Annotated in this window: 15 protein-coding genes; 7 read left to right on the forward strand and 8 right to left on the reverse strand. The window is 67.7% G+C overall.

The features are described from left to right. Positions 1–25 precede the first annotated feature (25 nt). Positions 26–451 carry a DUF371 domain-containing protein gene (locus ABY42_RS04215; protein ID WP_004972547.1) on the reverse strand — a complete coding sequence of 142 codons (426 nt, stop codon included), beginning with the start codon at positions 449–451 and terminating at the stop codon, positions 26–28. Positions 452–750: 299 nt separating this feature from the next. Here ABY42_RS04215 and ABY42_RS04220 point away from each other — a divergent pair, with 299 nt between their 5' ends. From ABY42_RS04220 to ABY42_RS04230, 3 genes are all read left to right on the forward strand, one after another. Further along, positions 751–1674 carry a coiled-coil protein gene (locus ABY42_RS04220; protein ID WP_004972546.1) on the forward strand — a complete coding sequence of 308 codons (924 nt, stop codon included), beginning with the start codon at positions 751–753 and terminating at the stop codon, positions 1672–1674. Positions 1675–1764: 90 nt separating this feature from the next. After that, on the forward strand, positions 1765–2766 hold the full coding sequence (sppA, locus tag ABY42_RS04225; RefSeq protein ID WP_050458797.1) for a signal peptide peptidase SppA: 1002 nt from the start codon (positions 1765–1767) through the stop codon (positions 2764–2766). Positions 2767–2809: 43 nt separating this feature from the next. Beyond that, positions 2810–3946, forward strand: a complete 1137-nt coding sequence (locus tag ABY42_RS04230) for a DUF373 family protein (RefSeq protein WP_004972544.1) — start codon at positions 2810–2812, stop codon at positions 3944–3946. Positions 3947–3983: 37 nt separating this feature from the next. Here ABY42_RS04230 and ABY42_RS04235 read toward each other — a convergent pair whose 3' ends face one another. Continuing rightward, the gene (locus ABY42_RS04235) at positions 3984–4175 is read right to left on the reverse strand and encodes a DUF7333 family protein (RefSeq protein ID WP_004972543.1); all 192 of its coding nucleotides are present in this window, start codon (positions 4173–4175) and stop codon (positions 3984–3986) included. A gap of 88 nt (positions 4176–4263) precedes the next feature. Beyond that, positions 4264–5046: an aldo/keto reductase gene (locus ABY42_RS04240; protein WP_004972542.1), complete on the reverse strand. Its 783-nt coding sequence runs from the start codon at positions 5044–5046 to the stop codon at positions 4264–4266. 210 nt (positions 5047–5256) lie between these two features. Here ABY42_RS04240 and ABY42_RS04245 point away from each other — a divergent pair, with 210 nt between their 5' ends. Both ABY42_RS04245 and ABY42_RS04250 read left to right on the forward strand, forming a co-directional pair. After that, complete coding sequence (locus tag ABY42_RS04245; protein ID WP_049904942.1) at positions 5257–5454, forward strand: hypothetical protein; 198 nt, start codon at positions 5257–5259, stop codon at positions 5452–5454. Positions 5455–5573: 119 nt separating this feature from the next. Next, positions 5574–6284 (forward strand): DUF6517 family protein, encoded by a 711-nt coding sequence (locus tag ABY42_RS04250; RefSeq protein WP_050458798.1) that lies wholly within the window; start codon positions 5574–5576, stop codon positions 6282–6284. Between the two features lie 33 nt (positions 6285–6317). Here ABY42_RS04250 and ABY42_RS04255 read toward each other — a convergent pair whose 3' ends face one another. Together ABY42_RS04255 and ABY42_RS04260 are read right to left on the reverse strand one after the other, a co-directional pair. Continuing rightward, positions 6318–7181 (reverse strand): 2-oxoacid:ferredoxin oxidoreductase subunit beta, encoded by an 864-nt coding sequence (locus ABY42_RS04255; RefSeq protein WP_004972539.1) that lies wholly within the window; start codon positions 7179–7181, stop codon positions 6318–6320. After that, entirely contained in the window at positions 7178–8938 is a 1761-nt protein-coding gene (locus ABY42_RS04260) for a 2-oxoacid:acceptor oxidoreductase subunit alpha (RefSeq protein ID WP_004972538.1), read from the reverse strand. The genes ABY42_RS04255 and ABY42_RS04260 overlap by 4 nt, the downstream gene beginning before the upstream one ends. 306 nt (positions 8939–9244) lie before the next feature. Here ABY42_RS04260 and ABY42_RS04265 point away from each other — a divergent pair, with 306 nt between their 5' ends. Then, entirely contained in the window at positions 9245–9889 is a 645-nt protein-coding gene (locus ABY42_RS04265; protein WP_050458799.1) for an FAD-dependent oxidoreductase, read from the forward strand. A 51-nt stretch (positions 9890–9940) separates the two neighbouring features. On the opposite strand, the gene ABY42_RS04270 is transcribed toward ABY42_RS04265, so the two are convergent. Genes ABY42_RS04270 through ABY42_RS04280 form a run of 3 tightly spaced genes read right to left on the reverse strand, consistent with a single transcriptional unit; the run spans position 9941 to position 13513 of the window. Further along, the gene (locus tag ABY42_RS04270; protein WP_050458800.1) at positions 9941–10762 is read right to left on the reverse strand and encodes an ABC transporter permease; all 822 of its coding nucleotides are present in this window, start codon (positions 10760–10762) and stop codon (positions 9941–9943) included. Further along, positions 10759–11595, reverse strand: coding sequence for an ABC transporter ATP-binding protein (locus ABY42_RS04275; RefSeq protein ID WP_050458801.1), 837 nt, complete (start codon positions 11593–11595; stop codon positions 10759–10761). Before ABY42_RS04275 ends, ABY42_RS04270 begins: the two co-directional genes overlap by 4 nt. Further along, the gene (locus ABY42_RS04280; RefSeq protein WP_050458802.1) at positions 11588–13513 is read right to left on the reverse strand and encodes a NosD domain-containing protein; all 1926 of its coding nucleotides are present in this window, start codon (positions 13511–13513) and stop codon (positions 11588–11590) included. The genes ABY42_RS04275 and ABY42_RS04280 overlap by 8 nt, the downstream gene beginning before the upstream one ends. Before the next feature lie 222 nt (positions 13514–13735). Here ABY42_RS04280 and ABY42_RS04285 point away from each other — a divergent pair, with 222 nt between their 5' ends. Beyond that, positions 13736–15436 (forward strand): acyl-CoA mutase large subunit family protein, encoded by a 1701-nt coding sequence (locus tag ABY42_RS04285; RefSeq protein ID WP_050458803.1) that lies wholly within the window; start codon positions 13736–13738, stop codon positions 15434–15436. Positions 15437–15521 lie beyond the last annotated feature (85 nt).

Here is a 15521-nt window from a genome sequence, read left to right on the forward strand (position 1 = left end):
GCGTCGGTCCGCCGTCCGCGCGGGACTATTCGACTTCGATGGTGACCGTCAGTTCCGCGCCGTCGGCGAGCGCCGAGACGAGGTCGCGGTCGAAGCCCGCGGCGGCGTGGGCCGCGCCGACCGCACCCGTCCGGTCGTCCACGTAGTCGCTCGTGCGGAAGACGACGCTGCGGTCGCCCTCGAAGGAGAGGTCCGGGTGTCCCCGGGCGCGGACCGTCTGTTCGTAGGTGTCGCCGTCCGCGTCCACGCGGACGCGCACGTCGATAGTGGCGTCGTGGGACTGACAGGCCTCGACGAACGCCGGGTCGAAGTCGGCGGGGGTACGGTCGGCCTCGACGCCGATGATGCAGTCGCCCGCGGGGGTGAGCCAGTCGTCGCTCGTCACCTCGAACGTGCTCGCGTGCTCGGCGCGCACGTGCTCGTGGCCGCGTGCGCGGATGACTTCTCTCATGGCGTGGCATCCGACCCGACTCGGTTTAGCCCCCACGGTTCGCATCCCATTTATATACGACCATGGCAAACACTGACATGGTGAATACGGTCGATACGAGCGGTGTGGTAACTGTTTTCACCCGAATTTCCACCGAAGTATTTATTAACTGGTCGCCTGTATGTGTATGTACCTGAGCGCCTCCGGCGTTCCGGCGGCATCGCACGCAGAATGATCGGGAATTCTTATCCACGGTCGGTCGCACTCCCACGAGCAGCCGCCACGCACGGAGTGGTGATGGTATCGAGGATTGATTACGCATGGTAACGAAGCAGGAAGTACTTAGCGAGTTCGACGTGCAGGAACTCGACGAGGCACGAAACATCGATCTCCCAGACGAAAAGCTCGAGAGCGGCTCGAAAGGCGAACTCATCAAACTCGCCGGTCAACTCCGTGACCGCCGCAATGAACTAAACCAGATGGCTTCTGAGCGCGCATCCAAGCGCGACGACCTCAACGCGATGACTCGCGAGAAGGTCGACGAAGCCCAGAAGCACCGCGAGAAGCGCGACGAAATGAACTCGCAGGTGCAGGAACACAAGCAGAGCCGCAACGAGCTCAACGCGAAGGCCAACGAGCTCTTCGACGAGGTCGACGAGATGAAAAGCGACCTCGAGCTCGATGACGGCAAGGACATCGACGAGCTCAAAGAGGAGATCGAGCAACTCGAGTTCCGCCAGCAGACCGAAGTCCTCTCGACAGAAGACGAGCGCGAGCTCATCGAGAAGATCGAGAACAAGCGCGAAGAACTTCGCCAAAAAAAGGACAAGGTCGAAGAGAGCGGTGACCTCGAAGAACTCATCGAAGAGGCAGAAGAGGTCCGCTCCGAGGCGTCCCAGCACCACCAGAAGGTGACCGAGCTGGCCGACGACGCCCAGGAACACCACAACCAGATGATCGAGGCCTACCGCGAGGCCGACGACATCCGCGACAAGGCCGACGAGATGCACGAGCTCTTCGTCGAAGCCCAGGAAGCGGCCGACCGTCACCACGAGGACTTCGTCCGCGTCCAGAAGCGCCTCCGCGAGCTGGACAAGAAGGAAGAGCGCCAGCGCAAGGACTCCCGCGCCGAGGAGCGCGAAGCCGCCAAGGCCGAGGCCGAGGAGATCTACCAGAAGTTCAAGGAAGGCGAGACCCTCGAGACCGAGGACCTGATGAAGCTTCAGAAGTCCGGTCTGCTCTAAACCCCGGTCACTTTCTCTCTCTTCGTCGCGCTTGCGACGTATCATTTTTATCCCGTTCGAAGCCCCAGCGACAGCCATGAGTGATTCACCGTGACCGACAGCTTCACGCGCATCTACCGGTTGGCTATCGTGGTCGTCCTCGCCGTCGTCGCGGCGGCGGTCGGCTGGGTCCTGTTCTACCGCGTCCCCGACACGCTCGCGGACCTCGCGGGGCTCCTCTTGGTCATCGGAACCGTCGTCGCCGCGCTCCGCGTCGGCGGTAGGCTCGCCGCCGCGGCCTTCCCCGACTACGACGTGGCCGAGGTCGCCGTCGAAGGGCCAATTTCCCGCGACGGCGGCGGTGGTCCCGTTCCGGGTCGCGGCGGCGGGACGCCCGCCGACGACATCGTCGAACAGATCGACGCCGCGGCCGACGACGAGAACGTCGACGCGCTCCTCGTCAAACTGAACACGCCCGGCGGCGAGGTGCTGCCGAGCGACGACATCCGCCGAGCGGCCGCCGACTTCGATGGGCCGACGGTCGCGTACGCCACGGACACCTGCGCCTCGGGCGGCTACTGGATCGCCAGCGGCTGCGACGAGCTGTGGTCCCACGACGTGAGCGTCGTCGGCTCCATCGGCGTCATCGGCTCGTCGGTCAACGCCTCGGAACTGGCCGACAAGGTCGGCCTCTCCTACGAGCGGTTCGCCGCGGGGAAGTACAAGGACGCGGGGATGGCCCTCAAAGAGCCGACCGAGGACGAACGCGAGTACCTCCAGGGGCTCATCGACGACTACTACGACGACTTCGTCGAACGGGTGGCCGAGGGCCGGGACATGGACCCGCAGGTCGTCCGCGACACGGAGGCCCGCGTCTACCTCGGCGAGGAGGCGCACGAACTCGGACTGGTCGACTCGCTGGGCACCCGCGACGACGTCGAAGCGCGCCTCGCCGAACTCCTCGGCCGCGACGAGGTCTCGGTCAGGGAGTTCACCCCCGAGGTCGGCCTCACCGACCGGCTCCGCGGCGGCGTCGAGGGCGCGGCGTACGCCTTCGGCGCGGGGGTCGCCTCGTCGGTCGAACCGGACGACGGCTTTTCGTTTCGGTTCTGACGACTGGGAGGCTTTTTAGCCCGCGCCCGCGTTCGTCTTCGACGTGACAACGCTCGTCCTCTGTGTCGACCGGGCGAACGACATCGGCCGCAAGACCGGGCTCTCGACGCCCGTCGTCGGCTGGGAAGCGGTTCGGTCGCTCGTCACCGACGTGGGCCTCGCGGACCCCGAGGATTCGAGCGTCAACTGCCTTCTCGCGGCGCTTCGGACGACGCGCGAACTCAGGGACGAGCGCGAGGACGCCGAAATCGCGGTCATCTCGGGAACGAGCGACAGCCCCGTCGGAGCCGACCGCGCCGTCGCGCGACAGCTCGACGACCTCGCCGAGCGGTACGACGTCGAGTCCGCGGTCGTCGTCATCGACAGCGCGGAGGACGAGCGGCTCGTCCCCGTCGTCGAGAGCCGGTTCCGGGTCGACGCGGTCGACCGCGTGGTGGTCCGACAGGCCCACGACATCGAGTCGACGTACTACCTGCTCAAGCAGTTCCTCGGCGACGAGGAGCTTCGCTCGACGATACTCGTCCCGCTCGGGGTCGGGCTGCTCCTCGTCCCGCTGCTTCTCGTCCAGTTCACGCCCGCCGTCGCGATGGCCGGGCTCGCCGCCCTGATGGGCGCGGTGCTCCTCTACAAGGGGCTCGCTATCGACGAGTTCCTCTCGGACGCGCCCGACCAGATTCGCGACGCCCTCTACTCCGGACAGGTGTCGGTCGTCACCTACGCGGTCGCCGCGGGGCTGGCCATCGTCGGGCTGTTCCTCGGCGCGCTCGCCATCCGGACGCCGGGCGTCGGCGGGAGCGAGGAGGTGCTCGTCCCGTCGCTCCTGTTCGTCTACCACAGCGTCCCGTGGCTGGCGCTCGCCGCGCTGACCGCGAGCGCGGGCCGTCTCTTGGACGAGCTCATCGGGAGCGAGCGCGTCTCCACATCGTATATGAACCTCCCGTTCGGCGTCGTCGCCATCGGGCTGGTCGTCCGCGGGTTCGCCGGTTTCCTCCTCGAACGACAGGGGGAGTTGCCGAACCTCGAACTGCTCGGGCGGCTCGCGCTCACGCCGGTCCAGCGGCTGGCGATGTTCATCGTCGCCGGCATCGTCGTGAGCGTCGTGGGCGTCCGCATCTCGGCGAGCGTCTCGGACGAGACGCTCGAAGACGTGGTCGACACGCCGCGAGAAAACGAGAGCTGAGGTCTTCCGCGCCGCTTTGTCGCTTCGCTCCGCGCCGTTAGTTCGCCGCTCGGTACTCGCCGTGCTTGACGCCGATGGCGAGACAGACAGCCCCGAAGACGAGCATCGCGGGCGTCACCATCATCAGTACGGTACTCGTGGCCATGACGCCCATCCCGACGAGGGCCGCGGTTCCGACGACGACGAGCGCGACGAGCAACGCGACTGTCTTGGGGAGGTCGAATTCCATGCGATTCTGTCGGGACTCGTTCGACAAATCCGTTGCGGCTTCCGACGGCGAATCGAGAGGCGAACCGGAAAAACGCGGGTTCAGTCGCTTACCAGGGCGCGAAGTCGGGGTCGATGCAGCGCTCTTCGGTCTCGATGGCGTCGATGGCGGCCACGTCTTCGTCGTCGAGGTCGAGCGCGAGCGACTCCCAGTTGTCGCGGATGTGGCCCTCGCTCGTCGCCTTCGGAATCGCGGTGACCCCCTTCTCGCGGAGCCACGCCAAGGACACCTGCGCCTCGCTCGCGTCGTGCTTCTCGGCGATGTCGGACAGCACGTCGACGTCGAAGACGTTCCCGCGGGCGAGCGGCGAGTACGCGACGATTTCGATGTCCTCCTCGGCGCAGACCTCGCGGAGCTCTTCCTGCTGGAGGAGCGGGTGCATCTCGATCTGGTTGGCGAAGGCGCCCGACTCGGACAGTTCGACGGCCTCGCGGACCTGCTCGGGCTCGAAGTTGGAGATGCCGACGCGCTTTGTCAGCCCGCGTTCGACGAGTTCGTCGAACGCCGCGAGGGTCTCTTCGGCGTCGTACTCGCGGGACGGCCAGTGGACGTACAGGAGGTCGACGTAGTCCACGCCGAGCTTTTCGAGGCTCTCTTCGGTGCTCTCGATGACGTCGTCGTGGGACAGCTTGTCGGCCCACACCTTCGTCGCGAGGAACACCTCGTCGCGGTCGACGTCGGCGGCGGCGATGCCCTCGCCGACCTCCGCTTCGTTCTCGTACGCTTGGGCGGTGTCGATGTGGCGGTAGCCCATCTCCAGCGCCGTCTGCACCGCGTTGCGACACTCGTCGGCGTTCGTGTTCTGCCACGTCCCGAGCCCGAGCATCGGCATCCCGTTCGCCCGCGGTGCGTCGTCCGCTGAAGCGGCGTTCTCCGTCATGGGCGAACCGTGGGCCGCGAGTTGAAAAGACGTTCCGAAAGGGCGGGCGAATTTCCGGCTTTCACGGCCCGAGAGTGTGTCACACGGCGTCTCACACCCTTCGACGTCCCGCGGCGGATAGTTTATGTGACATGTGGTAGCATATCTGAACGGTGGTCAGGAATGTCGTCCGCATCAGAACCCTTGACAGAAGAGAACACGAACGCGTTCGCACACCGCATCGCGGGTGACTCGCTCGTCTACGAGTGTCCGAACTGCGAGTTCGGCGAGGTGTTGGTGACGGAACTCATCGAATCCGACGACGCCCGGTGTCTCGATTGCGGGACGCGCTACCGACTCCACGTCGAGTCGGTAGAGTAACGAGCGGGTTGGCGGGCGTCCCGGCGACGGTCCCAGTTCGACCCGTTCGCCTCGATTCGCCCGGCCGGTTTTCTCCGCGGCGGCGAGACTGTCATACTCTCAGAGCGCCTCTAGGTGGCATGCCTCAACTACGCACAGCCCTCGCGCTCGCGCTCGTCGTCGCGCTCGCGGGATGCCTCGGTGGACTCGGCGGCTCGACCACGTTCGCGGCCCAGCCCGCGACGATTCCCGCGTCGACCTACGAGGCACACGGTTACGTCCACGGCAACAGCACCGTCGTCCCGCTTTCGTACGACGTCGGCGTCGGTCCCGCCTCCCGCTCCGTCGGCGCGGACGTCTGGGTGTCCGGATACTCGAAGACGACCGACGACGACGATATCACGGCGCTCGTGGTCGTCTCGTCGCCGAACGCCGAGGTCGCCGGCCAGTCGGTCAACCCGCTTTCGAACCTCGGCAACCGCGAGCTCGTCGCGGCCGGTCTCGACTTGCTGGCCGACGCGCAGGCGCTCGGAAACGTCCCCGAGGTCAACGGCGTCCGCGAGGTCGGTGCGCGAAACGTCACGATGCTCGGGTCGGAGACGGAACTCGTCACCTACGCTGGCACGGTCGAAGTTGAAGCCGGCGAGACCGCAGTCGACGGCGAGACGGTCGCCTACGAGGGCGGGACGGCCGAAGTGAGACTCCACCTCGCGACGGTCGAACACGACGGCGACGTGGTGGTCGTCCTCGCGGTCCACGGGGCGGACGTGGACGAGACCGAGGCGGTCGCGGCGCTCGCGGGCGCTGTCGAGCATCCGGGGACGGTCGAAAGAACGGTCGAAGTTCGATGAGCGGGCGGCGCGGCGTCGGCCGCGAGTTCGGCGTTAGTAGAACTCGCGGACGAGGTCCATCGCGTCGTCGGGCGCGCCCGACGGGATGTCCGACATGTTCTGGTCGACGCCGAACTTCTCCTCGTAGGAGACGGAGCTTTCGTCCTTGTAGATGACGCCCTCGTACTCCTTCGACGAGTCGAGAATCTTCTCTTTGGCCGCGTCGTAGTCGGTCGGGTCGTGGTCGGTGTCCGCGAGGTCCACGAGGTTGTCGCGGAAGTAGTCGTAGGTGTCCACGTCGTTGAACGTGACACAGGGACTGAACACGTTCACGAAGCCGAAGCCGTCGTGCTCGATGGCCTCCTGGACGATTTCCGCGTGGCGCTTGTGGTCCGTCGCGAACGACTGCGCGATGAACGTGCCGCCGGCCGCGAGCGACAGCGCGAGCGGGTTGACCGGGGGCTGCTTCGGTCCCTCGGGGGTCGTCGAGGTCTCGAAGTCCTCGCGCGAGGTCGGCGAGGCCTGCCCCTTCGTGAGGCCGTAGATGCGGTTGTCCATGACGGTGTAGGCCATGTCCACGTTGCGGCGGACGGCGTGGATGAAGTGACCCGCACCGATGGAGTAGCCGTCACCGTCGCCGCCGGCGGCGACGACGGTCAGGTCGGGGTTCGCCAGCTTGACGCCGGCGGCGACCGGGAGCGAGCGCCCGTGGACGCCGTGGATGGCGTACGAGTGCATGTACGTCCCGATTTTCCCGGAACAGCCGATACCGGCGACCATGAACGTGTTGTCGGGGTCGGTGCCGGAGTTGGCGAGGGCTTTCATGATGCCGTTCATCGTCCCGAAGTCCCCACAGCCGGGACACCAGGTCGGTTGTTTGTCTGACTTGAAGTCGGTGAAGCGGACGTTTGAGCTCATGCTGAGACCTCCTCTGCGTCGAGGGTGGCTTTGATTTCGTCTGCGAGTTCGTCCGCCTTGAAGCGGACGCCGTCGTATTTGTTAATGCGCTTGACACGGGTCAATGTGTCGTGCTCGACGACGTTGGCGAACTGCCCCGTCGCGTTACACTCGACGACGATGACCTCGTCTGCCGCCTCGATTTCCTCGGTGAGGTCCGGCCGCGGGAACATGTACGGGACCGACAGGAAGCGAACGTCGATGCCGTCCTCTTCGAGGAAGTCGAGCGCCTCGACGAGCGCGCCCTCGTTGGAGCCCCACGAGAGGATGAGCGTGTCCGAATCGGCGTCACCGAACTCGCGCGGCGAGAAGTCCTCGGTCTCCTTTGCGGTCTCGACCTTCCGGTCGCGCTTGTCGACCTGCTCGACGCGCATCGACCGGTCTTCGGTCCGCCGACCGAGTTCATCGTGTTCGAGACCGGTCGACATGTGTGCGCCCTGTTCCGTGCCGGGGAACGCGCGCGGGCTGACGCCGTCGTCAGTGAGCGCGTGCGGCTGGAAGCGACCTTCCTCGTCGAGCCACTCGTCGATGGAGTCGTCGTCGACGACCTTGCCGCGGTCGATTTCGACTTCGTCCATGTCGAACGCCTCGGGGGAGAACGTCTGTTCCGTGACCGCCATCGCGAGGTCGGCCGCGACGTAGACCGGAACCTGGTACTTCTCGGCGAAGTTGAACGCTTCGACGGTCTTCCAGAAGCACTCGTCGATGCTCGTCGGCGCGACGACGAAGCGCGGAATCTCGCCGTGGCCGCCGTAGAGCATCATGTTGAGGTCGCCCTGTTCCTGCTTGGTCGGCATCCCCGTCGAGGGACCGGAGCGCATCACGTCGACGATGACGAGCGGCGTCTCCGAGGTGGCGACGAGACCGAACGTCTCGGTCATCAGGTCGATACCCGGACCGGACGTCGCGGTCATCGACCGCGCGCCGGCGCGTGCCGCACCGAGCGCGAGGTTGATGGCCGCGAGTTCGTCTTCCGCCTGTACGACGTGACCGCCGTAGCGTTCGATGCGGCCGGTGAGATACTCCATCACGTCCGTCGCGGGCGTGATGGGGTAGCCGGCGTAGAAGCGGCAACCGGCGGCGATGGCGCCCATGCCGATGGCCTGGTCGCCGTTGATGAGCACGTAGTCCTCGTCGGTCGTCTCGAGGTCGTAGTCGAACTCGTGGTCGTACTCGTCGTGGACGTATTCGAGGCCCGCGCGAGCCGCCTTCTTGTTGTTCTCGACGATGGCCTCGCCCTTCCCGCCGAAGCGCTTCTGCAGCGCGCTGTCGAGGTTCTCGATGGGGAAGTCTGCGACGGCGCACGCCGCGCCGAGCGCGACGACGTTGCGCATGATAGCGCCGCCCGCCTCCTCGGCGAGCGCCTTGAGGGGGATGTCCAGCCCGACCATTCCCTCGGGGATTTCGACGTCCGCCATCGTCGAGCGGTCGCCGTCGTAGATGATGACGGAGCCCTCGTGCAGTTCGTCGAGGTTCTCGTCGATTGTTCGTTGTGTGAGTGCGATGAGCACGTCGAGTCGGTCGACGACGCTCTGTACGGGGTCGATGGCAGTCCGAACCTTGTACGCGGTGTATCCGCCCCGGATTCGCGAAGCGAAGTCCTTAGAGGTGAACACGTGGCGTCCAGCCCGGGATAGCGCCTGAGCGAAAATCTTCCCCGTGGAGTCGATGCCATCGCCAGCCTCGCCGCCGATGGCCCAGTTGAAGTCCGCAGGCATGCTGAGTGAAATCTACCCATAGCCGGGTCAAAAGCCTTCTGAAAATTGGTGTTAAACGACGGTACCGGCAACATATAGAAATTTAACGAACAAGTTTTAGAGGCGCTAATTGAGATGGTTATGTGAAATAAGGACCCGCCTATGTGGGAAATAACTGGACGAACATCCAATCAAGGTGTGTTTTGCCCTCTCGTGGCAATTCTTTCCGGTTCACACTATGTGCACGGCCGGGACGGTTTGTCCTGCTCTCCGGCGCACGCGTCCGGGAAGGCAAGGCCCTTGTGAGCCTGCGACCAAGCCGCTCGCATGGACGCAATCGTCACCGTCGCCGCGGTCCGCGACGTCGGCCCCGGAACGGTCGCCATCGAGTTCGAGACGCCCGACGGCTTCGAGGCCGAACCGGGCCAGTTCGTCAAGCTCTCCGCCGAGGTCGACGGCGAGTCGTACGCGCGGTTCTACACGCTCTCGTCGCCCGGCGTCGGCGACACGTTCGAGGTGACCGTCGGCATCGACCCCGAGGAGGCCGGGCCGTTCAGCCAGCACCTCGACTCGCTCGCCGCCGGCGACGACATCGAGATTTCCGGGCCGTTCGGTCAGAGCTACTACGACGGCGAGTCGCGCGTGGTCGTCCTCGCGGGCGGCCCCGGCGTCGGCCCCGCGGTCGGCATCGCCGAGGCCGCGGTCGCCGACGGCAACGAGGCCGCCGTGGTCTATCTCGACGACGCGCCCGCGCACGAAGACCGGCTCTCCGCGCTCCGGGACGACGGCGCGAGCGTCGTCGTCACCGGCGACGAGTCCGCCCTCGCCGACGCCGTCTCCGACGCGCTCACCGGCGACGAGGGCGAGCAGGTGTTCGTCTACGGCTTCGCCGACTTCGTCGAGCGCGCGACCGACGCGGTCGAAGCGGCCGGCGGCGACGCCGACGCGGCGAAAGTCGAGAACTTCGGGTAGGCGCTTCGACCGCCTGCCCGCACGCCCAGCGCTGTCCAGCACTGCCCAGCACTATTCTACCGGTCGCCACGCCGTCAGCACCGCGACCGCGAGCGCGACGGCGACCCACCCGACGAGCCCCGCGAGCGCCGCGCCCGGCGAGGTCGAACCGCCGGTCTCGACGGCGACGCCGAGGACGAGCGACCGAAACGCGCCGTTCGGGCTCGCCGCGAGTGCGAGCGGGACCGCGTCGACGCCGAGGTGCCCCGAGGCCAGTCCGGCGACAGCGGCGGCGTCGACGCCGACGACGAAGGCGACGAGCAGGCCGACGGCGAGCGCGATTGCCTGCCGGGCGGTCCGCGCGGCGGCCGAGACGGCGAGCGCGACGGCCGCGACCGCGAGGGCGAACAGGACGGCGAGGACCGAAAACCGGAGGAACGCGACCGGCGAGTCGGCGGCCTCGTTCAGCGCGAGGAACGTCGGGTCCGGCGGCGAGAGGACGGGGACGGTCGCGCCCGCGGCGAGCAGCGACCCGAAGACGACGAACACGAGCGCGAGCCCGCGGCCGAGGTAGACGCCGCCGACGTAGGCCGGACGAGACACGTCGAACGTCCTGAGCACGTCGAGTTCGCCCGACTCGCGGTCCGAGAGCACCGCCCGGTAGCAGAGCGCGACGGCGAGAAGCGGGACGAGCGCCTCCACGAACGGGACCAAATCCAGCACCAGCGGGACGTACCCGCCGCGCGCGCCGGAGCCCGCGGCCGCGACCGCGACGACGGTCAGCGCGAAGACGGCCGAGAGCGCGACGACCGCGGGGGTCCTGACGACCGTCCGAAGCTCGCGCGCCGCGATGGCGAACAGGTCGCCGAGGCCGTCGCGGCCGCCGGCGCTCATCTCCCCGTCACCTCCTCGGTCGCCACGAGGTCGCCGAAGGCGGTCTGGAGGTCGGCCGCGCCGACCGATTCGACCACTGCTCGCGGGTCGCCGTCGGCGACGAATCGCCCGCCGTCGAGGACGACCACGCGGTCGGCGGTCCGCTCGACGGGGCCGAGGTTGTGCGACGAGAGGACGACCGCGACGCCCGCGTCGGCGAGGTCGGAGACGATGTCGAACAGCCGTTCGACCATGCCGGGGTCGAGGCCGCTGGCCGGTTCGTCGAGGACGACCACGGCCGGGTCGCCGACGAGCGCCCGCCCGAGGCCGAGCAGGCGCGTCATCCCGCCGGAGAGCGCGTCGACCCGGCGGTCGGCGGCGTCCGCGAGGCCGACTCGCTCCAACACGTCGGCCACGTCCACGTGGTCGTCCACGAACTGCGCGTAGAATTCGAGCGTGTCGGTCGCGGAGAAGCCGGCGCGGAAGCCGGGCTGTTGCGGGAGGTAGCCCACGCGGGCGCGCCCGTCACTGGCTCCGATGGTGACCGTTCCCTCGTCGGGCGCGCGGACCCGCGCGAGAAACCGCAGGAGCGTGGACTTCCCCGAGCCGTTGGGGCCGACGAGCGCGACGATTTCGCCGGGGGCGACCGACAGCGAGACGCCGTCGAGGACGCGCACGTCGCCGAAGGCGTGGCTGAGGTCGGTCGCGGCGATAGCCGGTCGGTCGGCGGCCGCGGCGGCGGCGCTCTCGCCCGTCGATTCGTCGGAATCCGTCTCGGCCGTCGTCGTGGATTCGGGGTTCGACATCGTGGTGGGTTCGTCAGTCGCTGGCTCCGCCGATTCGCGGTCAGCCATCGGTCTCCTCCGTCGCGTTCAGGGCGGCGAGCGTCTCGGGGCGGACCGGTTCGGCCCGCGGCGCGGCGTCGACGACGCCGGACCCGCGGAGGCCGGACACCGCGTCGCGGGCGCGGCGGAGCGCGCGCACCGCGGGCGACTCCGAGAGCGCGAGCGCGCCGGGTTCCCGGCCGAGTTCGGCGTCGACCGCCCCGGAGGGTTGGTACGCTCGGTCGTAGACCCCGTCGCCGTCGGCGTCTTCGAGCGGGAGGTCGCCCCAGTAGTTGCCCTCGCCGCCGGCGGTCCACGTCCGCATCGGGCCGAGCGACGACTCGACGCGCACGTCGTTGTCCACGATGTCGTTTCGAACGACGACGTTCGTCGGGAACGTCGAACTCCCGCGGATACCGACCCCGTTTCCGGCGACGACGTTTCCGACGTACACCTGCCGGTCGCCGCTCACGTCCATGCCGTAGTCGTTGTCAGCGAAGACGTTGTCCGCGACGTAGGTGTCGCTCCCGGCGGGCATGAACCCGAAGTCCGACTCGCGCACGTCGTTTCCGACCACGAGGTTGCCGACGGGCCGGGTCATGAGGACGACGCCGATGCGGTCCCCGCGGACGACGTTGTCGGCGACGAGCGCGTCCGAGGTGTACATCTGGTGGACGCCGTAGCGGCCGTCTTCCATGCGGTTGTCGCGGACGACGCTCCCGTCGGCGCGGTGGGTGTAGACGCCGTCGCGGCCGTCGAGGAACGTCGAGTCCTGTACGATCGACCGCTCGCCGATGAGGACGACGCCCATGAAGCCCTCGGAGGGCTCGTCGGCCCCGCGGACGGTCACATCGTCGACGACGCTGTCGGCGCTCTCGCGGGCGATGATACCGCTCGCGGGCGTGTCGATTTCGAGCCCGCGGACGGCCGACTGGTTCGCGCCGTCGAGGACGACCCCGGCGTCGCCACGGCCGTAGGCGAGTTCGACGCGGGTGTCCCAGTCGACGGACTCGTTGCTGGCGCGGACCCGGCGGGTCCCGGTCTCGCCGACCCCGGCGATAGAGAGGTTCCCGACCGCGCTCCTGTCGGCGCGGAGGTGGACGACGCTGCCGTTTCCGTCGCCGACGAGTCGCGTTTCGGGTCCGGCCCCGAGGAGCGTCACCGAGCGGTTCAGTTCGACCGCGTCGACCGAGTAGGTGCCCGCGGGGACGTAGACGGTCGTGTTCGCGGGGGCCGACGCGACGGCGGCTTCGACGGTCGGCGCGTCCTCGCCGACGACGGTCGAGACGGGCCTGTCGAACAGCGAATCACTCGCAACGGTGGTCTGGTTCGCCCACTCGTGGTGGGCGGCGACCGACGACTCGAAGGCGTCGAGCCGTGACGAAAGCGGGTCGCCGGCGCGGTCGCGGAGCGTCGCCCAATCGACGATTGTGCCGCCATGGGCGTCCGCGAACGAGCGGGCCGCGTCGGCGTCGGAAAACGGGACGGCAATCGGCCCGGAGGGGACTCGCGCGCCGGAGTCCACGACGAACGACGCCTCGGACGCCTTCGTCCAGCCGGGGGCGCGGCCGTGTTCGGTTCGGAGGTAGCCGTCGTCGTCGAGGTCGGGCGAGACCGTCGCGTAGTCGGTGACGAACACCGCGAGCGGGTCGCCGAACTGGCGGGCGCTCTCGGTCGTGGACACGTCCGCGGCGGCCGTGGTCACGTCGTAGTAGCCGATGATGAAGCGGTACCGCGAGAAGTGGACCTGCGCGAGCGGGACTTCGAAGCCCTCGACTTCGGCCGTGCGAACGTCGACCGACGTGCCGCCGGTCTTGACGGTGTCGTCGAAAGGGACCGGCGCGACCGACCCGGAAGCGGGGACGACGAAGGAGACGCTCGCGAGGACGAAGACGAGCGCCGTCGCGGCGGCGACCCAGCGGGTCGTCTCGGGCGTGACGAGCGCCATCGGTCAGCGCCCGACCCCGTCGAATGCGGGGACCCCGGCGGGGTGAGCCGCCGCGTCGAGGTGCCCCCTGCCTGTCGCGCGGTCGTACATGCCGGTGGCTAGGTCTTCGGGGGGTGATATGCGCGATGGTCTGTCCGTCGAAGCTCGCGGTCGGGGAGCGAACCGACCGAGGGGTCGACTTCGACCCGAATCCTTAATCATCGTCCATACGGATTCACGAGCATGTACGACGAGGAAGATTTGGCGTCCATCCGCGAGGCGCGCGACGAGTGGGAATCGGAGACCCGCGACCCCTTCGTGGAGAAGGGCGGCGAGCGCAAAGACCGGTTCGCCACCGTCTCGAACCACGAGGTAGACGACCTCTACACGCCCGACGACGTGGCCGACCTCGACTACGAATCGGACCTCGGCTTCCCCGGCGAGTCCCCGTACACGCGCGGGGTGTACCCGACGATGTTCCGCGGGCGGACGTGGACCATGCGGCAGTTCGCCGGCTTCGGCACGGCGAAAGAGACCAACGAGCGCTTCCACTACCTCATCGAGAACGGTCAGACCGGGCTCTCGACGGCGTTCGACATGCCCTCGCTCATGGGCAAGGACTCCGACGACCCGCTTTCCGACGGCGAGGTCGGAAAGGAGGGCGTCGCCGTCGACACCCTCCGCGACATGGAGGTGCTGTTCGACGGCATCGACATCGGCGAGGTGACGACCTCCTTTACCATCAACCCCTCCGCGCCGGTCGTCTTCGCCATGTACGTCGCGCTCGCGGACAACCGCGGCGTCCCCCGCGAGCAGATAGGCGGCACCTTCCAGAACGACATGCTCAAGGAGTTCATCGCGCAGAAGGAGTGGGTCATCCCACCGGAACCGTCGCTCAAACTCGTCACCGACACCGTCGAGTTCGCCGCTGAGGAGACCCCGCGCATCCGACCCATCTCGGTGTCGGGCTACCACATCCGCGAGGCCGGGTCGACGGCGATTCAGGAACTCGCGTTCACGCTCGCCGACGGCTTCGCCTACGTCGAAGACGCGGTGGACCGCGGCCTCGACGTGGACGAGTTCGCCCCCCAGCTGTCGTTTTTCTTCAACTCCCACAACTCCATCTTCGAGGAGGTGGCGAAGTTCCGCGCCGCCCGCCGCATCTACCACGACGTGATGTCGGAGTGGTACGACGCCGAAGACGAGCGCTCGAAGCAGTTGAAGTTCCACACCCAGACGGCGGGGCAGTCGCTGACGGCCCAACAGCCGCTCAACAACATCGTCCGCGTCACGATTCAGGCGCTCGCGGGCGTCCTCGGCGGCACGCAGTCGCTCCACACGAACAGCTTCGACGAGGCGTTGGCGCTCCCCTCGGAGGAGGCCGTCACCGTCGCCCTGCGGACCCAGCAGATAATCGCCGAGGAGTCGGGCGCGGCCGACGTCATCGACCCCCTCGGCGGGAGCTTCTTCGTGGAGACGCTGACCGACGAGATCGAGGCCGAGGCGATGGCCTACATCGAGGAGATTCGGGAGATGGGCGACGGCTCGGTCCGCGACGGCGTCCTCGCCGGTATCGACGAGGGCTACTACCACCGCGAGATAAGCGAGGCGTCCTACGAGTACCAGTCGCGGGTCGAAGACGGCGAGGAGGTCGTCGTCGGCGTCAACAAGTACGCCAGCGACGACGACAGCCGTCCCGACCTGCTGCACGTCGAAGACGAGGTGCAGGACCGACAGCTCTCGCGCCTCGAATCCGTCAAGGAAGACCGCGACGACGAGGCGGTCGAAGCCGCCCTCGACGAACTCCGCGAGACGGTCCGAAACGGCGGGAACGTCATGCCGGTGCTCGTCGACGCCGCCAAGGAGTACGTCACGATGGGCGAAATCATGGACGTGTTCGCCGAGGAGTACGGCACCTACCGCGAGACCATCGGCGTGATGTGAGAGTCGCCGGCGCGGCGAACCCGCCCGAAACGTTGGGGATGACATGAACGTTCGCTGACTGGAACGCGCGCCGCCGGCTCGCGTA

The organism is Haloferax gibbonsii, from assembly GCF_001190965.1.
Taxonomy (GTDB): Archaea; Halobacteriota; Halobacteria; order Halobacteriales; family Haloferacaceae; genus Haloferax; species Haloferax gibbonsii.

Excerpts from the sequence above, each read along its gene's own strand:
- ABY42_RS04265 (WP_050458799.1), top strand. The coding sequence starts at position 9,245 with ATGGACGCAATCGTCACCGTCGCCGCGGTCCGCGACGTCGGCCCCGGA.
- ABY42_RS04250 (WP_050458798.1), top strand. The coding sequence starts at position 5,574 with ATGCCTCAACTACGCACAGCCCTCGCGCTCGCGCTCGTCGTCGCGCTC.
- ABY42_RS04285 (WP_050458803.1), top strand. The coding sequence starts at position 13,736 with ATGTACGACGAGGAAGATTTGGCGTCCATCCGCGAGGCGCGCGACGAG.
- ABY42_RS04280 (WP_050458802.1), bottom strand. The coding sequence starts at position 13,513 with ATGGCGCTCGTCACGCCCGAGACGACCCGCTGGGTCGCCGCCGCGACG.
- ABY42_RS04255 (WP_004972539.1), bottom strand. The coding sequence starts at position 7,181 with ATGAGCTCAAACGTCCGCTTCACCGACTTCAAGTCAGACAAACAACCG.
- ABY42_RS04245 (WP_049904942.1), top strand. The coding sequence starts at position 5,257 with ATGTCGTCCGCATCAGAACCCTTGACAGAAGAGAACACGAACGCGTTC.
- ABY42_RS04260 (WP_004972538.1), bottom strand. The coding sequence starts at position 8,938 with ATGCCTGCGGACTTCAACTGGGCCATCGGCGGCGAGGCTGGCGATGGC.
- ABY42_RS04270 (WP_050458800.1), bottom strand. The coding sequence starts at position 10,762 with ATGAGCGCCGGCGGCCGCGACGGCCTCGGCGACCTGTTCGCCATCGCG.
- ABY42_RS04215 (WP_004972547.1), bottom strand. The coding sequence starts at position 451 with ATGAGAGAAGTCATCCGCGCACGCGGCCACGAGCACGTGCGCGCCGAG.
- ABY42_RS04240 (WP_004972542.1), bottom strand. The coding sequence starts at position 5,046 with ATGCCGATGCTCGGGCTCGGGACGTGGCAGAACACGAACGCCGACGAG.
- ABY42_RS04220 (WP_004972546.1), top strand. The coding sequence starts at position 751 with ATGGTAACGAAGCAGGAAGTACTTAGCGAGTTCGACGTGCAGGAACTC.
- ABY42_RS04275 (WP_050458801.1), bottom strand. The coding sequence starts at position 11,595 with ATGGCTGACCGCGAATCGGCGGAGCCAGCGACTGACGAACCCACCACG.
- ABY42_RS04235 (WP_004972543.1), bottom strand. The coding sequence starts at position 4,175 with ATGGAATTCGACCTCCCCAAGACAGTCGCGTTGCTCGTCGCGCTCGTC.